Origin of the sequence: Streptomyces olivaceoviridis (assembly GCF_014650115.1) — a bacterium.
Taxonomy (GTDB): Bacteria; Actinomycetota; Actinomycetes; order Streptomycetales; family Streptomycetaceae; genus Streptomyces; species Streptomyces olivaceoviridis.
Genome location: NZ_BMUI01000065.1, coordinates 1 through 15,890 on the forward strand (window position 1 = coordinate 1; position 15,890 = coordinate 15,890).

General features: G+C 67.8%; 7 protein-coding genes and 3 pseudogenes. 6 read left to right on the forward strand and 4 right to left on the reverse strand.

Annotation, left to right across the window (positions count from 1 at the left end):
• Positions 1–58: 58 nt before the first annotated feature.
• Both IE273_RS44875 and IE273_RS42385 read right to left on the reverse strand, forming a co-directional pair.
• Positions 59–5,593: pseudogene (locus IE273_RS44875) on the reverse strand (sugar-binding protein); the annotation flags it as partial.
• A gap of 136 nt (positions 5,594–5,729) precedes the next feature.
• Positions 5,730–10,010, reverse strand: coding sequence for a LamG-like jellyroll fold domain-containing protein (locus tag IE273_RS42385; protein ID WP_189820441.1), 4,281 nt, complete (start codon positions 10,008–10,010; stop codon positions 5,730–5,732).
• A 544-nt stretch (positions 10,011–10,554) separates the two neighbouring features.
• Here IE273_RS42385 and IE273_RS42390 point away from each other — a divergent pair.
• Positions 10,555–11,235 (forward strand): SOS response-associated peptidase family protein, encoded by a 681-nt coding sequence (locus IE273_RS42390; protein WP_189820442.1) that lies wholly within the window; start codon positions 10,555–10,557, stop codon positions 11,233–11,235.
• A 54-nt stretch (positions 11,236–11,289) separates the two neighbouring features.
• Here IE273_RS42390 and IE273_RS42395 read toward each other — a convergent pair whose 3' ends face one another.
• Positions 11,290–11,739 (reverse strand): helix-turn-helix domain-containing protein, encoded by a 450-nt coding sequence (locus IE273_RS42395; RefSeq protein WP_189820443.1) that lies wholly within the window; start codon positions 11,737–11,739, stop codon positions 11,290–11,292.
• 405 nt (positions 11,740–12,144) lie between these two features.
• Here IE273_RS42395 and IE273_RS44545 point away from each other — a divergent pair.
• Positions 12,145–12,744 (forward strand): annotated as a pseudogene (locus IE273_RS44545) (helicase associated domain-containing protein); the annotation flags it as partial.
• A gap of 176 nt (positions 12,745–12,920) precedes the next feature.
• The gene (locus IE273_RS44550) at positions 12,921–13,364 is read left to right on the forward strand and encodes a helicase associated domain-containing protein (RefSeq protein ID WP_229888125.1); all 444 of its coding nucleotides are present in this window, start codon (positions 12,921–12,923) and stop codon (positions 13,362–13,364) included.
• Positions 13,365–13,606: 242 nt separating this feature from the next.
• On the opposite strand, the gene IE273_RS42405 is transcribed toward IE273_RS44550, so the two are convergent.
• Positions 13,607–14,089, reverse strand: coding sequence for a hypothetical protein (locus IE273_RS42405; RefSeq protein ID WP_189820445.1), 483 nt, complete (start codon positions 14,087–14,089; stop codon positions 13,607–13,609).
• A 298-nt stretch (positions 14,090–14,387) separates the two neighbouring features.
• Between IE273_RS42405 and IE273_RS44555 the strand changes: the two genes are divergently transcribed.
• The 3 genes and pseudogenes from IE273_RS44555 to IE273_RS42420 all read left to right on the forward strand — a co-directional run.
• Complete coding sequence (locus IE273_RS44555; protein WP_229888126.1) at positions 14,388–14,840, forward strand: helicase associated domain-containing protein; 453 nt, start codon at positions 14,388–14,390, stop codon at positions 14,838–14,840.
• 79 nt (positions 14,841–14,919) lie between these two features.
• A pseudogene (locus tag IE273_RS42415) lies at positions 14,920–15,207 on the forward strand (transposase); the annotation flags it as partial.
• A gap of 199 nt (positions 15,208–15,406) precedes the next feature.
• A partial coding sequence (locus tag IE273_RS42420) for an SAM-dependent methyltransferase (RefSeq protein ID WP_229888128.1) occupies positions 15,407–15,890 on the forward strand: 484 nt, incomplete at its 3' end.

The window sequence follows — 15,890 nt, forward strand, 5'->3', positions numbered from 1 at the left end:
ACCAGCATCGCCTGCACCCTCATCTGCTACCGCAGACTCACCAAATGAGATGACCTCTAAGGGGGTCGACGCTGATGAACCGACCGGTGGTCGGGTCGTATTCGCGGGCGCCAAGGTGGGTGAGGCCGGTGACTTTGGTGTCGTCGGTGCCTCCGACGAAGCCCTTGGCTCCCGGCCAGTCGGCCGGCTTGGTGCCCCGGATGCCGCCGAAGGGCAGGGTACGGCGCTGGGTGAGTTTCTGCGTGGCTGCTGCGACGGCGAGTTGGGCGGTGCCGTGGTGGTCGGCGAGGGTGAAGGAGACGGTGGTGTCGTCCTGTTCGACGGCCTGGTTGCCGCCGCCGAGGTCGAAGTAGCGGGTGGTCTTCGGGGTGGTGCTGCCCTTGGGCAGGGTGATCTCGGTGGCGCCGAGGTAGAGGGTGGTCTCGGTGGGCGTGCGGGCGATGAGCCGGTTGCCGTCCGCGTCGTACAGGTACTCGGTGGTCTTGCCTGCCGAGGTCACCTTGGCAAGGTGCCCTTCGGGGTCCCAGGTGAGGTTCTGGTCGTCTCCGTTCAGGCTGCGGGTGGTGGTGTTGCCGGTCTCGTCGTATGCGTAGCTGTCCTGGACGGTGCTGGTGGGGCTGGTGGTCGTCACCGAGGACAGCGCGTGCGGGAACGCCTTTCCGGGGTCGGGGTAGGCGTAGGTTCGCTTGACGTCCTTGGTGGTGTCGCCCGTGGCATCGTGCAGGGTCTCGGTACGGCGGTTGCCGACCAGGTCGTAGGTGTAGGACTGCCAGTAGGGGGCGGGGCCGCCCAGGGCGCTGCCGCTGGGGGTGGTTGCGCAGGTGGTGGTGTTCTGCGCCCAGGCTTCGGTCAGGCGGCGTAGGTAGTCGTAGGTGAAGCACTGGGTGTCGGTGCCGTCGCGGGAGACGTCCGACACGGACAGGACGTTGCCCGCCTCGTCGTAGCGGTAGGTGTTGCTCTGGTCGACGCCTGCGATGTTCTCGCGGTCCACGCGGGAGGCGGCCAGGCGCTGGGTGCCCCACTCGTAGGTGTTGTTGACCGAGGTTTTCTTGCCGTCGTCGTTGGACAGTTCGTACGTCAGGGGCTTGCCGGTCAGGTCATAGGCGGTGCTCGCCTTGATTCCCTGGCTGCCGGTGACGGCGATCGGGCGCAGGGTGGCGTCGTCGTAGGTGTAGGTGGCGGTTGCCGCTGAGAGGGCGCCGGCCTTGGGGTAGCCGATGCTGGCGGTGAGTCCGGACACGTCGTATGTCGTGGCGGAGATGTAGGTGCCGGCCAGTTCCTTCTCTGCGGCCGGGATGGTGACCTGGGTGCGCAGCGGCTGGTAGAGACGGTTGTAGGCGAGGATTTCGCTGGTGTAGGCGTTGGTGCCGTCGTAGCGGGTTGCCTTGGCGAGCTGGCCCTTGGCGCCGCTGATGGTGTCGTACACCCACTGAGCGCGCAGGGTGCCGGTGGCGGACTTCTCCCGCACCTCGGTTTTGCGGCCGAGGTTGTCGTAGCCGTACCAGAGCAGCGGTGTGTCGGGGCGGTTGTCGGTGGTGCTGTCGGGTCGGGCGTCGTCGGTGGTGGTCAGCTGGCCTCGGTCGTCGTAGGTGCTGAGGGTGGTGCCCTTGTCGGGGTCGGTCGCCTTGATCTGTCGGCCGAGCAGGTCGTAGGTGTAGGTCCAGTTGTTGCCCGCGGGGTCGGTGACGTTCTTCAGTTCGCCGCGTGGGGTGTAGTCGTAGGTGGTGGTGTCGTAGGCGGCGTCGGCGTTGCGTGCGTGGAGCTGGCGCAATGCCGTGGTGCGGCCGCGTGCGTCGACGAGGGTGGTGGTGGCGGTGCCGCCCTCGGGCGGGATGACGGTGGTGCGGTCGCCGCCGTAGACGGTCTGGGTGGTGGACAGGACTCGCCCGCCGTCGCCGTTGCCGGCGATCTGCCTGGCTTCGGTCTGCCGGCCGAGTCCGTCGTAGGTGTAGCGGTTCTGGGTTTCGACGTCGAGGGCGTCCTGCGGTTTGGCCAGGACGGTCGTCGGCGGGTTGACCGAGTAGTAGCTCGCGAACTCCTTGGCGGCAAGGCCGCGTTCGTCGTAGAAGGTGTCGGCCAGCAGGCTGCCGCCGTTCGGGCCGGGGTCCTGGCTCTGGCGGGGGCGGAGGAAGCCGTCGTAGAAGGCATAGGAGGTCAGCTGTACGCCCTTGTTGCCGAGTGTCTTGGTGGCGATTACGACCGGCTTGCTGTCGCCGGTGGTGTAGGTGAACTCGTACGACGGTGTCTGACCGGTGAGTCGGTCGGCGAGCCAGACCTTGGTGGAGCGGCCCAGCGCGTCATAGGCGAAGTTGGTCACCTTGCCGTTGGTGTCGGTCTGCGTCTTCGGCAGGTTGCGCAGGACGTTGTATGTGACGCTCGTGGACTGGGCGGTGGTCGCGTCACCGGTCTTGGCCGGTGGCGTGGTGATGGTGACCTTGGTCGCGAAGCCGGTGGTGGGTTCCGGTGTGGTGGTGGTGGTGGTCCGGCCGTCGGAACGCGTGGTGCGCGTGAGGGCGCCGGCGGCGGTGACCTTGACGTCCGCGGTCAGATCGGTGGTGGTGCGCTGGCGTCCGTAGTCGTCGTAGGTGGTGCCGGACTCCAGGTAGACGGCCGTGGTGCCGTCGTACTGCTTGAGCACCGCGGTGTTGGTTACGTCGCCCTTGGTGGGAGCCGCGTCGTAGGTGCCGCCGTCGTAGGCCGTGCGCACGTCGGAGATCACGTCGTCGGGCCGGCTGACGGTGTCGGAGCAGGGTACGGAGACCGCCTCGACACGGGAGGGGAGGTTGAGGATGTTGGCGGTGGAGTTGGTGGCGTAGGTGGTGCGGGTGCAGGTGTCGTCCGTCTTGGTGCCGCTGTCGCCGAAGTCGTCGACCTGGGTGACGCGTCCGGCGACGGTGTCGTAGGTCGTCGCCGTGGACGTGGTGCGCCAGGAGGTGCCGGCGCCGTTGTCCAGGGAGGTCCAGCTCTTGGAGTCGGCGGTGCCGGTGAAGTTGGCGGTGACGGTGCCCCAGTCGCGTACCTTCTTCGCCGTCTCGTGGTGCCAGGGCCGGTTGACGGTCTTGGCGAGGACCTGGCCGTCGGGGCCGGAGTAGGTGACGGTCTTGTAGGTGAAGCCGGCCGCCGATGGCTCGTCGGTGATCGGGTCGCCCTCACCGGCATTGAGGCTCACGGTGACGGTCTTGGTGTCGCCGCTGGTGGTCTTGCGGTCGCCGTCCATGCCGCGCAGGAAGTAGGTGTCCTGCTGGCTCTTCATCGCGGACGCGTCGCCCTGGCCGCCGTTGCGTACCCGGACGTGTCCGTAACCGCGCCACTGGGACCAGGTCTTGGACTTCTCCTTGGTCAGGCCGTCGTCATCGTCGTAGTGCCAGGCCGCGCCGTCGAGGTAGTCGTAGCGGGTGACCTGGTCGGGGGCGCCGCCGGTGCGGTCGGTTGCGGTGACCGAGGTGACGACGTACTTGTTGAACCACTTCCGCTCGGGGTCGTCCGTCGTGCTCCCGCCGATGTACTGCGGGAAGCAGCGGGTGGTGTTGGTCTCGGGGGTGGGCAGTGCGTCCCAGTCGCAGGCGGGCGCGGAATAGTTGACGTCGATCTGGCCGCCGAACTCGTCGGCGACGGTGGACAGGCGGTCCTTGACGAAGGGCGGGTAGCCGTCACCGGTCTTGTCCAGCCGGTTGGCCAGCTGGGTGTAGGCGAAGGTGGTCTTCGGCAGGGTGAGCGCCGGGTCCTCGCTGCGCCCGGTGTGCTCAACGGAGTCGAGCAGCAACTGGTAGTCGGTGTCGGCCATCCCCCACCGGTGGTCCAGCTTCCAGGCGTCGACGTCGTGGTACGTGGTGCCGTTCCAGACCTGCGTGGTGACGTCGGTGAGGCGCTTACGGGTGAAGAACACCGGCGCGAAGCGGCCCTGGTCGCAGTCCTTGCCGGAGTCGCAGTTCAGGTCCCACGGCGTGTCGTACCAGTAGAAGGCGTCGGTGGAGATGTCCGAGCACGTGGTGTGGGTGTCCGACAGGCAGCGCTCGCGGCTGGTGAAATCGACCTGGGCCAGCGCCTTGGTGCCGTACACGGACGTGGACTTCAGCCCGTATTCAATGCGGTCGAGGGTTCCGCCGCGTACGTAGGGGGTGTCGTCCTTGGCCTCCAGGTTGCGGCCGTAGGAGTTGGTCTCCTTGTCGTAGTAGTAGGCGATGGCGTTGCCATGCACGTCGACCACGTAGTCGAGGTTCCACCGCCAGGCTTGCTGGCAGTAGGAGTCGGCGAAAGCCGAGGCGTGACAGGGCTCGCCGGCGTCGTCGCCGAAGACGGGGACGGTCCAGGTGGAGTCGGTGGTTTCCTTGCCGTCCGCCCAGCCCGGCAGGCGGTTGTAGCCGAAGTAGTACTTCGTGCCGTCCGGGGTGGTGACCCGCCAGTACTCGCCATCGTCGTCGTTGTTGCCGCGGTCGCTCGACGTCAGGCGGTCGATCTTCGTGCCGTCGTCGTCCTTGAGTTTCCAGGAGTCATTGCCGGCCGGGACAAGTTCGCCGCCCTTGCCGTTGAAGGTGATGAAGGCGTTGTCATAGCCCCAGCACAGGTCACCCGGTTTGCTGCCGTCCGCGTTCTTGACACCGTCGTCGGCACACGACTTGTACCGGCGCTCGATGTAACCGGACCACAGGTCGAAGCCGTCTCCCACCCAGGATGCCTGGTTGTTGGTGTTGGCCGTGCGCCCGTCCACCGATCCGGAGGAGTAGGACAGGCCCACCTTGGGGGCCAGTCCTCCGGGGACTTCGGGGGCCGGCATGTCGTAGGACCAGGTGAAGTCGCCGGTGTTGAGGCTCGTGTTCCAGGTCGCGGAGGGGGAGAGGGAGGTCGCCTTGTAGTCGCTCTGGGCGCTTGTCGTGCCGGCGACGGCCGCGAGCACTGTGGCGGAACCTGGGCTGAGGCTCACGTTCCGCGCGGTCAGCGTCTGCTTCTCCGCGTCGTTGACCGTGGTGACGGGCTTGCCAGTGCGGCAGGCCGCCTTGTCCGGTGTGGTGAGCACGCAGGCGGGCAGCTCGACCATGGTCAGGCGGGAGGCGTAACCGCCGCCGTAGGCACCGGCGAAAGCCGAGTAATCGAGGTGGGCCTGGACACGGCCTGCCCGCGCTGTCTTGGACTCGGCTCCGGGCTTCAGGGTGAGCAGCACGCCGTCGACGCCAGCCTTTTGCGCCGTCCTACGGCTGAGCAGGCGTGCTTCGACGTCTCCGCGGAACGGCCTCTTCCTAGCCTCCCCCAGAGTGTCGATGGTCAGCGGCAGCCCTTTGACACGGCCGACAGCCGTTGGGCCCTTCGCATCAGTAGCGGGTAGGTGCAGAACCTTGGTCGCCGCGCGGGGCCAGGCGGCATCGGGAGCTGCCTTCGGGGTTCGCGGGCCCTTCATCAGGGTGCGTGGCTTGACCTTGACCGGCGTGGTGGCAACTGGTCGGTCGGAACGGGGCAGAACGGGACGCCCCGTTCCGTTGTCCGCGGCGAGGGCCGGCTGCGTCACTCCTTGCAGGAGTGTGCCCACCATGACGGTGGCCGAGGCCAGTGCGAGGCGTCGCCGGAATGTCGCGAAGCGTCTGCTCGATCTGCCGTTCATCGTGTCTTCTGTCCTTCGCTGCGGGGTTCCGCGGGTGTGCCGAGCGCACGGTCGTGCGGAAGTGAAGTGGCATGCCGGGCCTTGGGGATGCAGTCCGGGTGGGCCCTGCAGGATGAGGGCCCACCCGATGGTTCAGTCAGTCCTGGGGGACGTCGGTTGCCATCCCGGGTTGTCCTGTGGCGAGCGATCTGATCTGCTCGTCCGACAGGGCACCCTGGAAGACCCAGACGTCGGAGACGGCGCCCGGCCAGTACTCGCCCCAGGTGCTTGTTCCGGTCCGGGCGCGGCCGAGTTGCATGGGCTGTGCTGCCTTGAAGGCCAGTACGTCATCAGCCCACGAGAGCCTGTCCGTGCAGGTGGAGTCGTCAGCGTCGCCGTCGCCGTCGTCGTCCTTGCAGGCGACTTCTTCCTGCTGGCCGTTGACGTACAGCGTCAGGTGCTTGGAGAAGCCGTCGTGGACGAGGGCCAGGTGCGTCCATTCGGTGGGGCTGTAGAACTGGCTGTTGTCGACCTGGGTGACGGTGGCGCTGCTGCTGTCGGCAGAGGCCATCGCGATCCGCCAGCGGCCCGGGTCGGACTCCGGTGTGCTGCTGGGTTCGTAGCGGACCGTGAAGGCGCTCTTTGTCGTGCCGGGGACGCTGAGCAGGGTCACGCCCTTGTCCGGGAGTGCAGCCGCCTGCGCCCACGCGGTGACGGTGAAACTGCTGCTGGTGTCCACCGGCACCGTGGCGGTCGACCCATAGTCGTCGACGCCGTCGAGAACCACGCCGCCGTCGACCCAGCCCGCGTCGAGCCGGGCACCGCCGGAGAGGGTCATGTCGTTGGCCGACGCCGACGCGTCAGGAGTCACGAGGGGCGAACCGGACGCCGTCTGGAACATCCAGCGTCCTTCGACCAGCGGCCGCTGCCGGAACAACTGCTGGACCTCCTGCCCGGAGATGGGCCGGTCGAAGATCCGGACGTCGTCGATCTGGCCGGGGAAGAACGCGCCGGGCTGGCCGTCGTAGGAGCCCGCGCCGATTTGCACCGCGCCACCGGCGTACCAGTTGGCCTGCAGGTCCGTTTCACCGGCCTTCGTGCCGTTGACGTACAGCGTCAGCTTGTTCGCGACCGTGTCGTGCACCCCGACCAGGTGCGTCCAGGTGTCGCCGTAGGCGGTCTGTCCATCGGCCTGCATGGCGCGGATCGGGGTGGCGTCCGCGGAATCGGCCGAGTATTCGTTGACCGCCCACCGGTCGTACGACTTGGAGTAGTACAGCTCCAGACCCGGGCGGTGGACGCCTGCCTGCGTGGCGATGATGGCCGCTTGGCCGGGCTTGGTCTTCGGCAGCTTGGCCCAGGCGGAGATGGCGAAGCTCTTCTGATTGTTCAGGATGGGCCGGCTCGTGGTGGCGTAGTCGTCGACGCCGTCCAGCGTCAGCGCCTTGCCTGCGATGCCGGGCTGCCCGGGCTTGGCCCCGTTCATCAAGGCGGCATCCGGCACCTGTGCCCGGCCGGTCAGCTCGGTGGCGTCGGCCGGCTCGTCCATCGCGAACGCGGCCCGCGCGGGAAGACCTACGGCGAGGGACGACTTGCCGTACAGGCGGGTCACCTCGGCGGCGGTAAGGGACTTGTCGAAGATCTGTACCTCGTCGATCGCCCCGGGGAAGTAGTTCGTCCTGGCGCCGTTGAGGATCGTTGCGCCGAACTGCAGGCCACGCCGTGCGTCCCAGGGCGTGCTGAAGCTGGCCGTGCCGGTGAGCTGGTTGTTGACGTACAGCTTCAGTTCGTCGCTGCTGGCGCTGTAGGTGCCCACCAGGTGGGTCCATTCGTCAGCTGTGACACCGCCTGCGGTGGTGGCCATGGCGGTGATGTTGCTGGCGCCGGGCGTGTCGGTGGCGTGCTGGCTGAAGACCCACCGGTTGTAGCCCGCGGAGTAGTACAGCTCGAAGCCAGCTGTGTTGTTGCCCGGCTGGGTCACCGCGACGGCCGCGTGGTCGGGGAGGGTCGCGAGTTTGACCCAGGCTGAGACGGAGAAGCTCCCCGAGGTGTCGACGACGGGGATGTCGCTGACGGCGTAGTCGTCCACCCCGTCGAACGACACGGCCGTCTCCTTGGCGCCGGCGACGTTCGGGGTGGCCCCGCCGTTCAATTGCATCGTACGTTCGGGGGCCGTTCCCTGAACCGCCGAAGCGTCGGCCGCTTCATCCAGTTGCCACATCGCGCGTTCCGGCTGCCCGGCCTTGACACGGAATTGGTAGGTGCGGATCTCGCTGGGATTGCCGGCCGCATCGAACGCCTTGGCCGTCAAGCGGTTCACGCCCGGCTTGGTCGGCAGGATCCTCGCGATCTTCGCTGCGCCATCTGAGGTGGGGAGGACGTTCTTCGCTGAGGGATCCTCGTTGATGCCGAAGTAGTACTTCACCACATCGCTGTTAGCGCCCTTGAGTTCGAACGAGCCGTACTTGCCCAGACCGTCCAACCAGGGGTCGTCCGGATCCTCGGGGTCCGAGGCCGGGTATTCGCCGGACGAGATGGTCGGCGCCTTCGGCACGGAGGTGTCGTAGACGAAGTAGCAGCCGGTCGCACCTCCGGTGTACGACCAAGGCGAGTACTGTGCGCCGTCGTAAGAGCGGACGTACCAGTGCACCGTCTTGTCGGACGGGACCGAGGTGGGCAGCGAGACCGCGAAATCCGAACCCGACTTCTTCGCCGTGGTCCGCGTCGGCGTCCAGCGGGCGATCAGGCCCTTGCCGTCTCCGGTGTCCCACTTCGCCTGGAACTGCACGGCGACGGTGTCGCCGTCAGGATCGGTGACGTCGTTCGCGTAGATCTTGCCCAGGGTGCGCACCCGCGGAGCATCCGCCGGCTTCTTGCACGCGCCGCCGTACTCCATCTCCAGCTGCGACATCTTGACCTGCTGCGGCGGCCGGTTGTACTTCACCCGCAGGTAGGCATCGTCCGAGAACCGCTTCCAGCCGTACCTGTCAGTCTCGTCGCCGGCGCGGAGGCCGAACGTCATCGTCGACCACTTTTTGTCGGCAGCCTGCTGCACAGCTGAGCGCACATCGAATTCGGCGTCCTTGGCCGCGCATCCCTCGAAGCCGTAGGCGAACGACTTGGTCCCCAGGTGATCGATCCAGAAGCCGGACTCGTTTTGCGTGTTCCATGTCGTCGAGGACGAGATGCCCTTCGTCCGCCACAGCTGCACGCTTCGATCGATGCACGATGCCGACGACGTGTTGCGTACGACGAACTCCGCCGAGAGGATGTCCTTGCCCGCGTACTTGGAAACGGGAAGCTGGTAGAAGAGCCGCTTGGTGTCATAGGGCTTGCAGTATTCCCAGCCGCAGTAGCCCATGCCGGCGTCCGAGTCGCCGTTGAATTTCCACTGAGGGGACGACGCCCAGTACTTCGAGGCCATGGTCCACGATGTGGCCTTGGGCGTATCCCACATCGGGTCGATGAACACCGGGTACACCGTGTCCTTGCCCTGCAGAACCTCGGTGTCCGGTCTCAGCACCAATTCCTCTCGACCGGCGGGGACTTCCACCTCGACCGGGGCCAGCTTGCCCGATTCCGCAGCGCCGGGCTCCGCCTCGTCGTTGACGCTTTCCGCGGCCTTCGGCGCTGCCAAGGGCTGCGCATTCGCTGCCTTCTGCGTCATTGAAGTGCCTGGGCTGGAGTCCCACATCAGCGGCTGTGCCGCCTCAAACACCGCGCCGCCGGCACCCCCGTCCACAGCCTGAAGACCGCCAGTGCTGGTCCCCTTCACTTCCATGCCGACCGTATCCAGCTTCAGACGCAGCTCGACCAAGTCCTTACTGGCGGCCGCCTCGGCCGACTTCACGACCAGAAGTTGAGTGAAACCGTCCTGCTGTGCCCCCAACCGCAGGTCCACATCCGGCAGCACGTCCGGGTAGGTCGCGGTGTTGCCCTGGAGCTGCGGAGCAGGCAAGTCCCCCGGCCAGGACAAGGCCAGTTCACGCCCGGCCTTCATCATGCGCACCATCGGGACGTCACCGCCACCGGAGAACTGCAGACCAATGGTCGTGACTTTCGGTGCCACCATCCCCTCGCCCGTCCGGGCCAGGTTGGTGTCGATGTCCTTCCACACACCATCGACCCGCGCTCTAACGGGACGCAGGTGTTCGCGTGCCTCAAGCTTGCCGTCCGGGTTCGCGAAGACCTCGCTGCTCTCCGTCCGGAGGGAGGTGATCTCCACGGGCTGGCCCGACTGCTTGGCGCGGGCTACCGCCTCAGCTTCAGTGTCAGCGGAAGACGTCCCGGTATCTCCCGCATCGGAGACGCCCGACGCCCCGTTGACCGACGTGTAGCCGCCAGCGGCTCCCCACGCGTTCGCTGACGGGAGGAGGCCCAGTGTTACTGCGGCGCCTAGCACGGCGCTCGTAACACACCATCGTCTCCCCACAGGCATGCCCCACCCTCCCCACAGGGTCCCTACAGACCCTGCCCCCACCGTGACTGATCTCTTACAGAACGTGCACATGACGTAAACACGAGATCAAGTGCAGGTCTAGCCGGTCACAAGCGGACATCCGAGATCAGAGAAGTCAAACAGATCAGAACACTCCGTGATATGAAACACACAAAACACACGAGAGGTGACCGGATCTGGACACTCTCCGGATTCGAAATATGCCTTACGGAACACAGAGGCGGTCGCCCTCATACGTCCAATGAACAGGCAACATGATGTCCCTGGCACTTTCTTCGAAGACCCATCCAGCATCCTGACTGAAAGCGGCCGTTCGTCAGTCAAGGGCGTCAACAACCCGTCCACACGGTGACAGGCGCTGCAACCAATCCCCCGTGCGCCATCGATGTCGCGTCGTCGCAGCGATGACACACTCCCGCTGGCCGTTCCCACAGCCCGTTCTCGACCGTCATCACAGCCCAGACGACCGAAGAGGGTGCAGCACAAATGGCACCACCAGCGCCGACTCTCAACACACACCTACATGCGCGCTCGATACGTCTCCACGCGAAGCGCGCAGGACCTGGCGCAGCTGTTCCATGCCGCCCAGTGGCCCACGACGGAGGCGCTGGCACCGAGCTGGAACATCGCGCCGACCCACGAGGTGTGGGCCGTCCTGGAACGTGCCCCGCGCGACGACGGCGGTGCCGCGGCACCGCTGAGGGAACTGCGGGCGCTGCGCTGGGGCCTGGTGCCGTCCTGGGCGAAGGAGCCGAAGGCCGGCACGCTAATGATCAACGCTCGGGTGGAGACCGACTACGAGAAACCGGCGGATTTCGCCCTCGATGCCGCTTCACAGAACATCGGTTCCCTACCGCACGAGGCCGCGGGCTGGCTCAGCAACGCCTACGCGGGGCTTCACCGTGGCACGCTCCCCCCACACCGGCGGCGCAACCTCCGGGTTCTCATCTGGCAGATCCTCACCCAGCCGTGGGTCACGACATCCTTGCTTCCGTTCGTCCTGGCGGGTCTACGCACGGGTATGGACGCCGTCGCCGACAGTGACGCCTCGCTGCGGACCGCGCTCGCCCAGTACTACGGCCCCCTCGTGGACGAGTTGGGCCACATCACCGCAGCCGGTGTGCTGATGAGTCTGTTCACCCTCACCGACGAGAAAGACAAGGCCGCTGCGGCCCGTACCGTGCTGACCCTTCCCGGCCGGTGAGGCGAGCGCCGCGAAGATGACCAGCAGCCGCAAACTGCGCAGCACAAAGGCCGCTCAGGTGAGGAGGGCGGCGAGGACGCCGGCCAAGGTGGCGGCGAGGACGAACCCCCGGCGGGCGGCCTCACCACCGCGCATCCCCGCCCGCAACCCCGGGGACACATCACGCTGCACCGCCCGGTACAGCATCGCCAAAGACGGCGCCGCCCCACCGGCCGCGGCCGCCTCAGCCACCAACTCCCGGTGCAACCCGGCCACGCTCCCCCGGTGAAACGCAAGCCGACGGCCCAGCTGCGGCGTGAGCGTGAACCGGCAGCGCTCAGCCCGTTCCAGACGGCCGCCCTCCCGCGCTGCGGCAAGCCACCGGCGCACCGTCCGCTCGGACACCCCCAGCGTGTCAGCGGCCATCCGCCGATGCCCGGCCGTCAACCCTCCTCGGGATTCAAGCGCCAGCAGCTGACGCACCGCGACCGGCCGCAGCACCCCGGCATCCGCCGCAGCCCCCACCAACACGCTCCCCCACCGCAACGGGCACCAGCCCACCGGGAATGATCAAGAAGGGAGCCTACTCCATTGGATCCTACAGATTTTTGACCAGCTGATTCTCAATGACTGACCAACTGCCCTCACCTCGCTGTCCAGCTCCAACACCCTTCCCCATCACCCCGAACACCTTGCAAGACAAGCCGGTCAGCCCACTCAACCACATCCACCCGGCTGGACACCGAAATGAGAACCACACCGGACAAAAACGCGAGAACACCCACCTCGGATGCGTACGGGACCCTCGCGAAGGTGCTCGGGGCGCTGCGGGCGCACGATGCCGACACGATCGAAGCTCTTGCCGATCCCCGGCAGCGCAGCGGACGCCAGACCGGCGACAAGGCCACCCAAGTACCGCTGTCTGCGGCCATGTTGGACTCCGACGACGAGGCTCAGGACCAGGCCGACGAGCACGACCAGGACGGGGACCGGGGCCGGGGCCTGGGCCGGGGTGAGGGTGGCGAGGACGGCCGTGCCGAGGACGCGGCGGACGGCAGCGGCCGGGGTGGGGTGTGGGTGAGCCAGGCAGCGGCGGGTCTGCTGCGGTTCAGCACGCCGCGCGATTCCGCGTTGGTGGCGCAGTTCGTGCGCCTGCGGGTGATCGACCCGGAGAAGGCGTACTGGCGGCGCGGGATCGCGGCGGCCACCCGGTGGCGGCCCGAGAACGGCGGCGGGCAACTGCGGGTGCCGTACGACTACGTGATGGGCAAGGACGAAGGCGAGAGCGGGGGCAGGGGTGGGTCGGCCAGCGCGGTCGCCGGGTTTCCGCTCGGGCGGTGGCTCGCCGACCTACGCCGCTACTACGGCGCCGGGACCCTGGAAGCCTCCCGCGTCGCGCAGCTCGACGCGCTGGGCATGGTGTGGTCCCACCACGATGTCGCGTGGGAGGAAGGGCTCACGGTCGCCCGGTCTTGGGCCGCCGCACACGGGCACTTCCTGCCCCCCGTGAACGCGGTCGGGGATGGCGGCTACCCGATCGGGGTGTGGGCGAAGAACAGGCGTGCGGAGGCCCGCAGGGCCCTGGAGGACGCCGAGCGGCGCGCCGCCGGTGAAAACCCGTGCCCGTGGGCGCTGGTGAGCTGCCAGAGAGCCGTCTGGCGGCTTTGGAGGCCATCGACCCGGGATGGTGCCCGCTGGGGTGGACCGTGGCATGGCAGCGCTGTTTCACCCTCGCCCGCACCCACGTCCGCGCCGGGGGCACCCTCCCCGAGCGGGCGGGTGAACTCGTTGTGCAGGGCGAGGATCTCGGGGCGTGGACGGCGGCGCAGCGGCAGGGGTGGGACAAGCTGTCCCCCGCGCAGCAGTGGCTCCTCGGCAGCACCCTCGGGCTGGAGTCCGCCGGCTCCGCGGAGCGCCCGGCCAAGCTCACCGCCGATGGCAAGTGGGCGCTGAACCTGCGCGCGGCCCGGCAGTTCCACGCCCGCGAGGGGCACTTGCGCCCCGGCCGGAAGCATGTCGAGCGCCTGGACGTCGACGGCCAGCAGGTCGACATCAAGCTCGGGACGTTCCTGGACAACACCCGGCGCCGGGCCGACAAGCTCACCCCCGAGCGACGCGCCGAGCTGGACCAGCTCGGGATGCGCTGGTAGCCCGACCGGACGCCGGGGTGGCGGGCAGCGAGCGCCCGCCGCCCCTCAGTGCCAGCATCTCGGGAATCCAGCCGTAAACACGAAACACCCCCGGGCCAATTCACGCCCGAGGGTGTTTCCCTGCACTCCGGATTTACGCGGCCCGCTCCCGCTCCTTCTTCCGCCGATTAACGATCGTGGCGGAACGTCCGGCGAATTCACCGATACGGCGCTGCGTCCATTCCTGGGTGAGGCCGTAGGCGTCAGTCGCCGGTGTTGGTTGCCCAGACAGGCCGGCCAGCGTTGTCGTAGACGACGACATTGCCGTCGTCCTGGACAGCGAGGTAGGCACCCTTGTGCCAGGTATCGGCCGCCCAGACCGGGTTCCCGGAGCTGTCGTAGACCACGAAGTTGCCGTCTTCCTGGAAGACAGCGCAGTTGCCGCGGCTCCACGTGTTGGGAGCCTGCCACACAGGACGCCCGTCCTTGTAGAGGACGAAGTTGCCGTCTTCCTGCATACGCAGGGCCGCGCGCCCGTTGCCCGACGTCCACGCCTGGTTCCTGCAGATCGTCGCACGCGGCCGGATGATGTGATCACTGCTCGGACGCGTGACCGCCCCCGGCCCCGCAACCCGGGCCGGCACCCCTGCGGGGCCCCACGGGGCCACCGCCTGCGCGCTGGCCGCGCCCGCGCCGGCAAAAGCCAGCACTCCGGCCACAACATACACAGCCCTACGAAGGTTCATCACGACCCACACTCCTTCAACGGCGCCAACGAGTAGTCGAATGATTACAAAGAGCGATGCTGTTCCGTGCGGAAATCGCGTCGCCTTCACACGAACGAGTACGGAAACGTCCGGGCCGCGTGGGAACCCACACAAGAGATGCCACAGGAGTTTTCGGCGGGACTGGGCCACGCCTCCCGGAGCCTTCAGGCCGCGGGGTCAGGTGGGTACGGCGGCCGAGGGCGCGGGCCACATGCCGGAGAAGGGGCGAGCGATGCGGTTGATGACCAGGCCGCGGTAGTGCGGGGTCGGTGAGGAGGTGCGGTTCGGCGCCGGAGGCGCAGCCTGCGGGCAGGCCGGATGGTCTGCCGGTCGGGCGCGGCTTGCGCGGGGATGTCGGCGCGGGATCGAGGCGGCCACCCGGTGGCGGCGGGAGAACGGCGGCGGGCAACTGCGGGTACCGTACGACTACGTGATGGGCGAGGACGAGTCAGCTGGCACGGGGTTCCCGCTCGGGCGGTGGCTCGCCGACCAGCGGCGCTACTACGGCGCCGGGACCCTGGAAGCCTCCCGCGTCGCGCAGCTCGAAGCACTCGGCATGGTCTGGTCCCACCACGACGTCGCCTGGGAGGAAGGGCTCACGGTTGAGCCGAAGCACGATAGTTGTCACCAAGGCGGCGCGTTGTCACCAGGACTGGGGGAACGGAGCACGCTGGGCATGCCGCCGGGCTGCGGAGCAGCTCAGGCCGCTGCGGCGTGCACCAGCCGGTGACAACCGCGATGCCTCGCGGGCTGCTGGTGACAAGTAGCGTGCCGCATCGGTGACAACCAGCGTGCTTCGTCCGGCTGAAGCCCTCGTCGAACACGCAGCCACCCTCGGCATCGACATGGAAGTCGTCCAACGCACCCCCGGCACCAGAGGATTCACCCCGATCCCGAAACGCTGGGCGGTCGAGCGGACCTACGGCTGGCTGATGCTCCACCGCCGCCTGGCCCGCGACTACGAATCCCTCCCGGCCCACTCTGAAGCCGTGATCCATCTCGCCATGACCGACCTCATGGCCCGCCGCCTCACCGACGAGAACACCATCTCCTGGCGCGACCCCGCAAAGCCACATCAACCACAGATTCCGGGATGAAACAACGGGATAAAATGACCTCTCAGGATGCCGTCAAGGGGAAGACGCCTGTTCGTGCCCGTCATGACCAGTGCGGCGTGTGTGCGCGGATGACCGGCCGGCCGCGCATGAACCTGGTTCCGCTCATCAGCTCCCCTTGGAATCGGTCATCTAGGCTGGCGCGGTGACTGATGAGCAGGAGCGGGTGCAGCCGTCGGGAGTGTGGGCCACGGCGGTGGGGGTGGCCAGGGTGCGGGCGCTGGAGACCGAGCGGGAGAACGCGCTGTTCCGCGACCCGCTGGCACAGGCCTTCGCAACCGCCGGCGGCCTATGGCCCTCCTCGCCGCCGCTGCCCGATGACGAGGCCGCGCGCCGCCGCCGGCTGGCCGTGTCGTTCTCCATCGTCATCCGGACGAAGTTCCTCGACGACCTGTTGCAGCAGGCCTCCGCGTCCGGGGTCCGGCAGGTCGTGCTGCTCGGCGCCGGCATGGACAGCCGGGCCTTCCGGATGGACTGGCCCGAGGGCACCCGGCTCTTCGAGGTCGACACCGCCACCCCACTGGAGTTCAAGGCTTCGGTGCTGCGCCAGGAGCGGGCCGTCGCACGCTGCGAGCGGATCATCGTCGCGGTGGATCTGCGTGAGGACTGGCCAGGCGCGCTGGCCGCCGCAGGGCACGACCCGGCGGTGCCGACCGTGTGGATCG

Excerpts from the sequence above, each read along its gene's own strand:
- IE273_RS42405 (WP_189820445.1), bottom strand. The coding sequence starts at position 14,089 with ATGAACCTTCGTAGGGCTGTGTATGTTGTGGCCGGAGTGCTGGCTTTT.
- IE273_RS42385 (WP_189820441.1), bottom strand. The coding sequence starts at position 10,010 with ATGCCTGTGGGGAGACGATGGTGTGTTACGAGCGCCGTGCTAGGCGCC.
- IE273_RS42390 (WP_189820442.1), top strand. The coding sequence starts at position 10,555 with ATGCGCGCTCGATACGTCTCCACGCGAAGCGCGCAGGACCTGGCGCAG.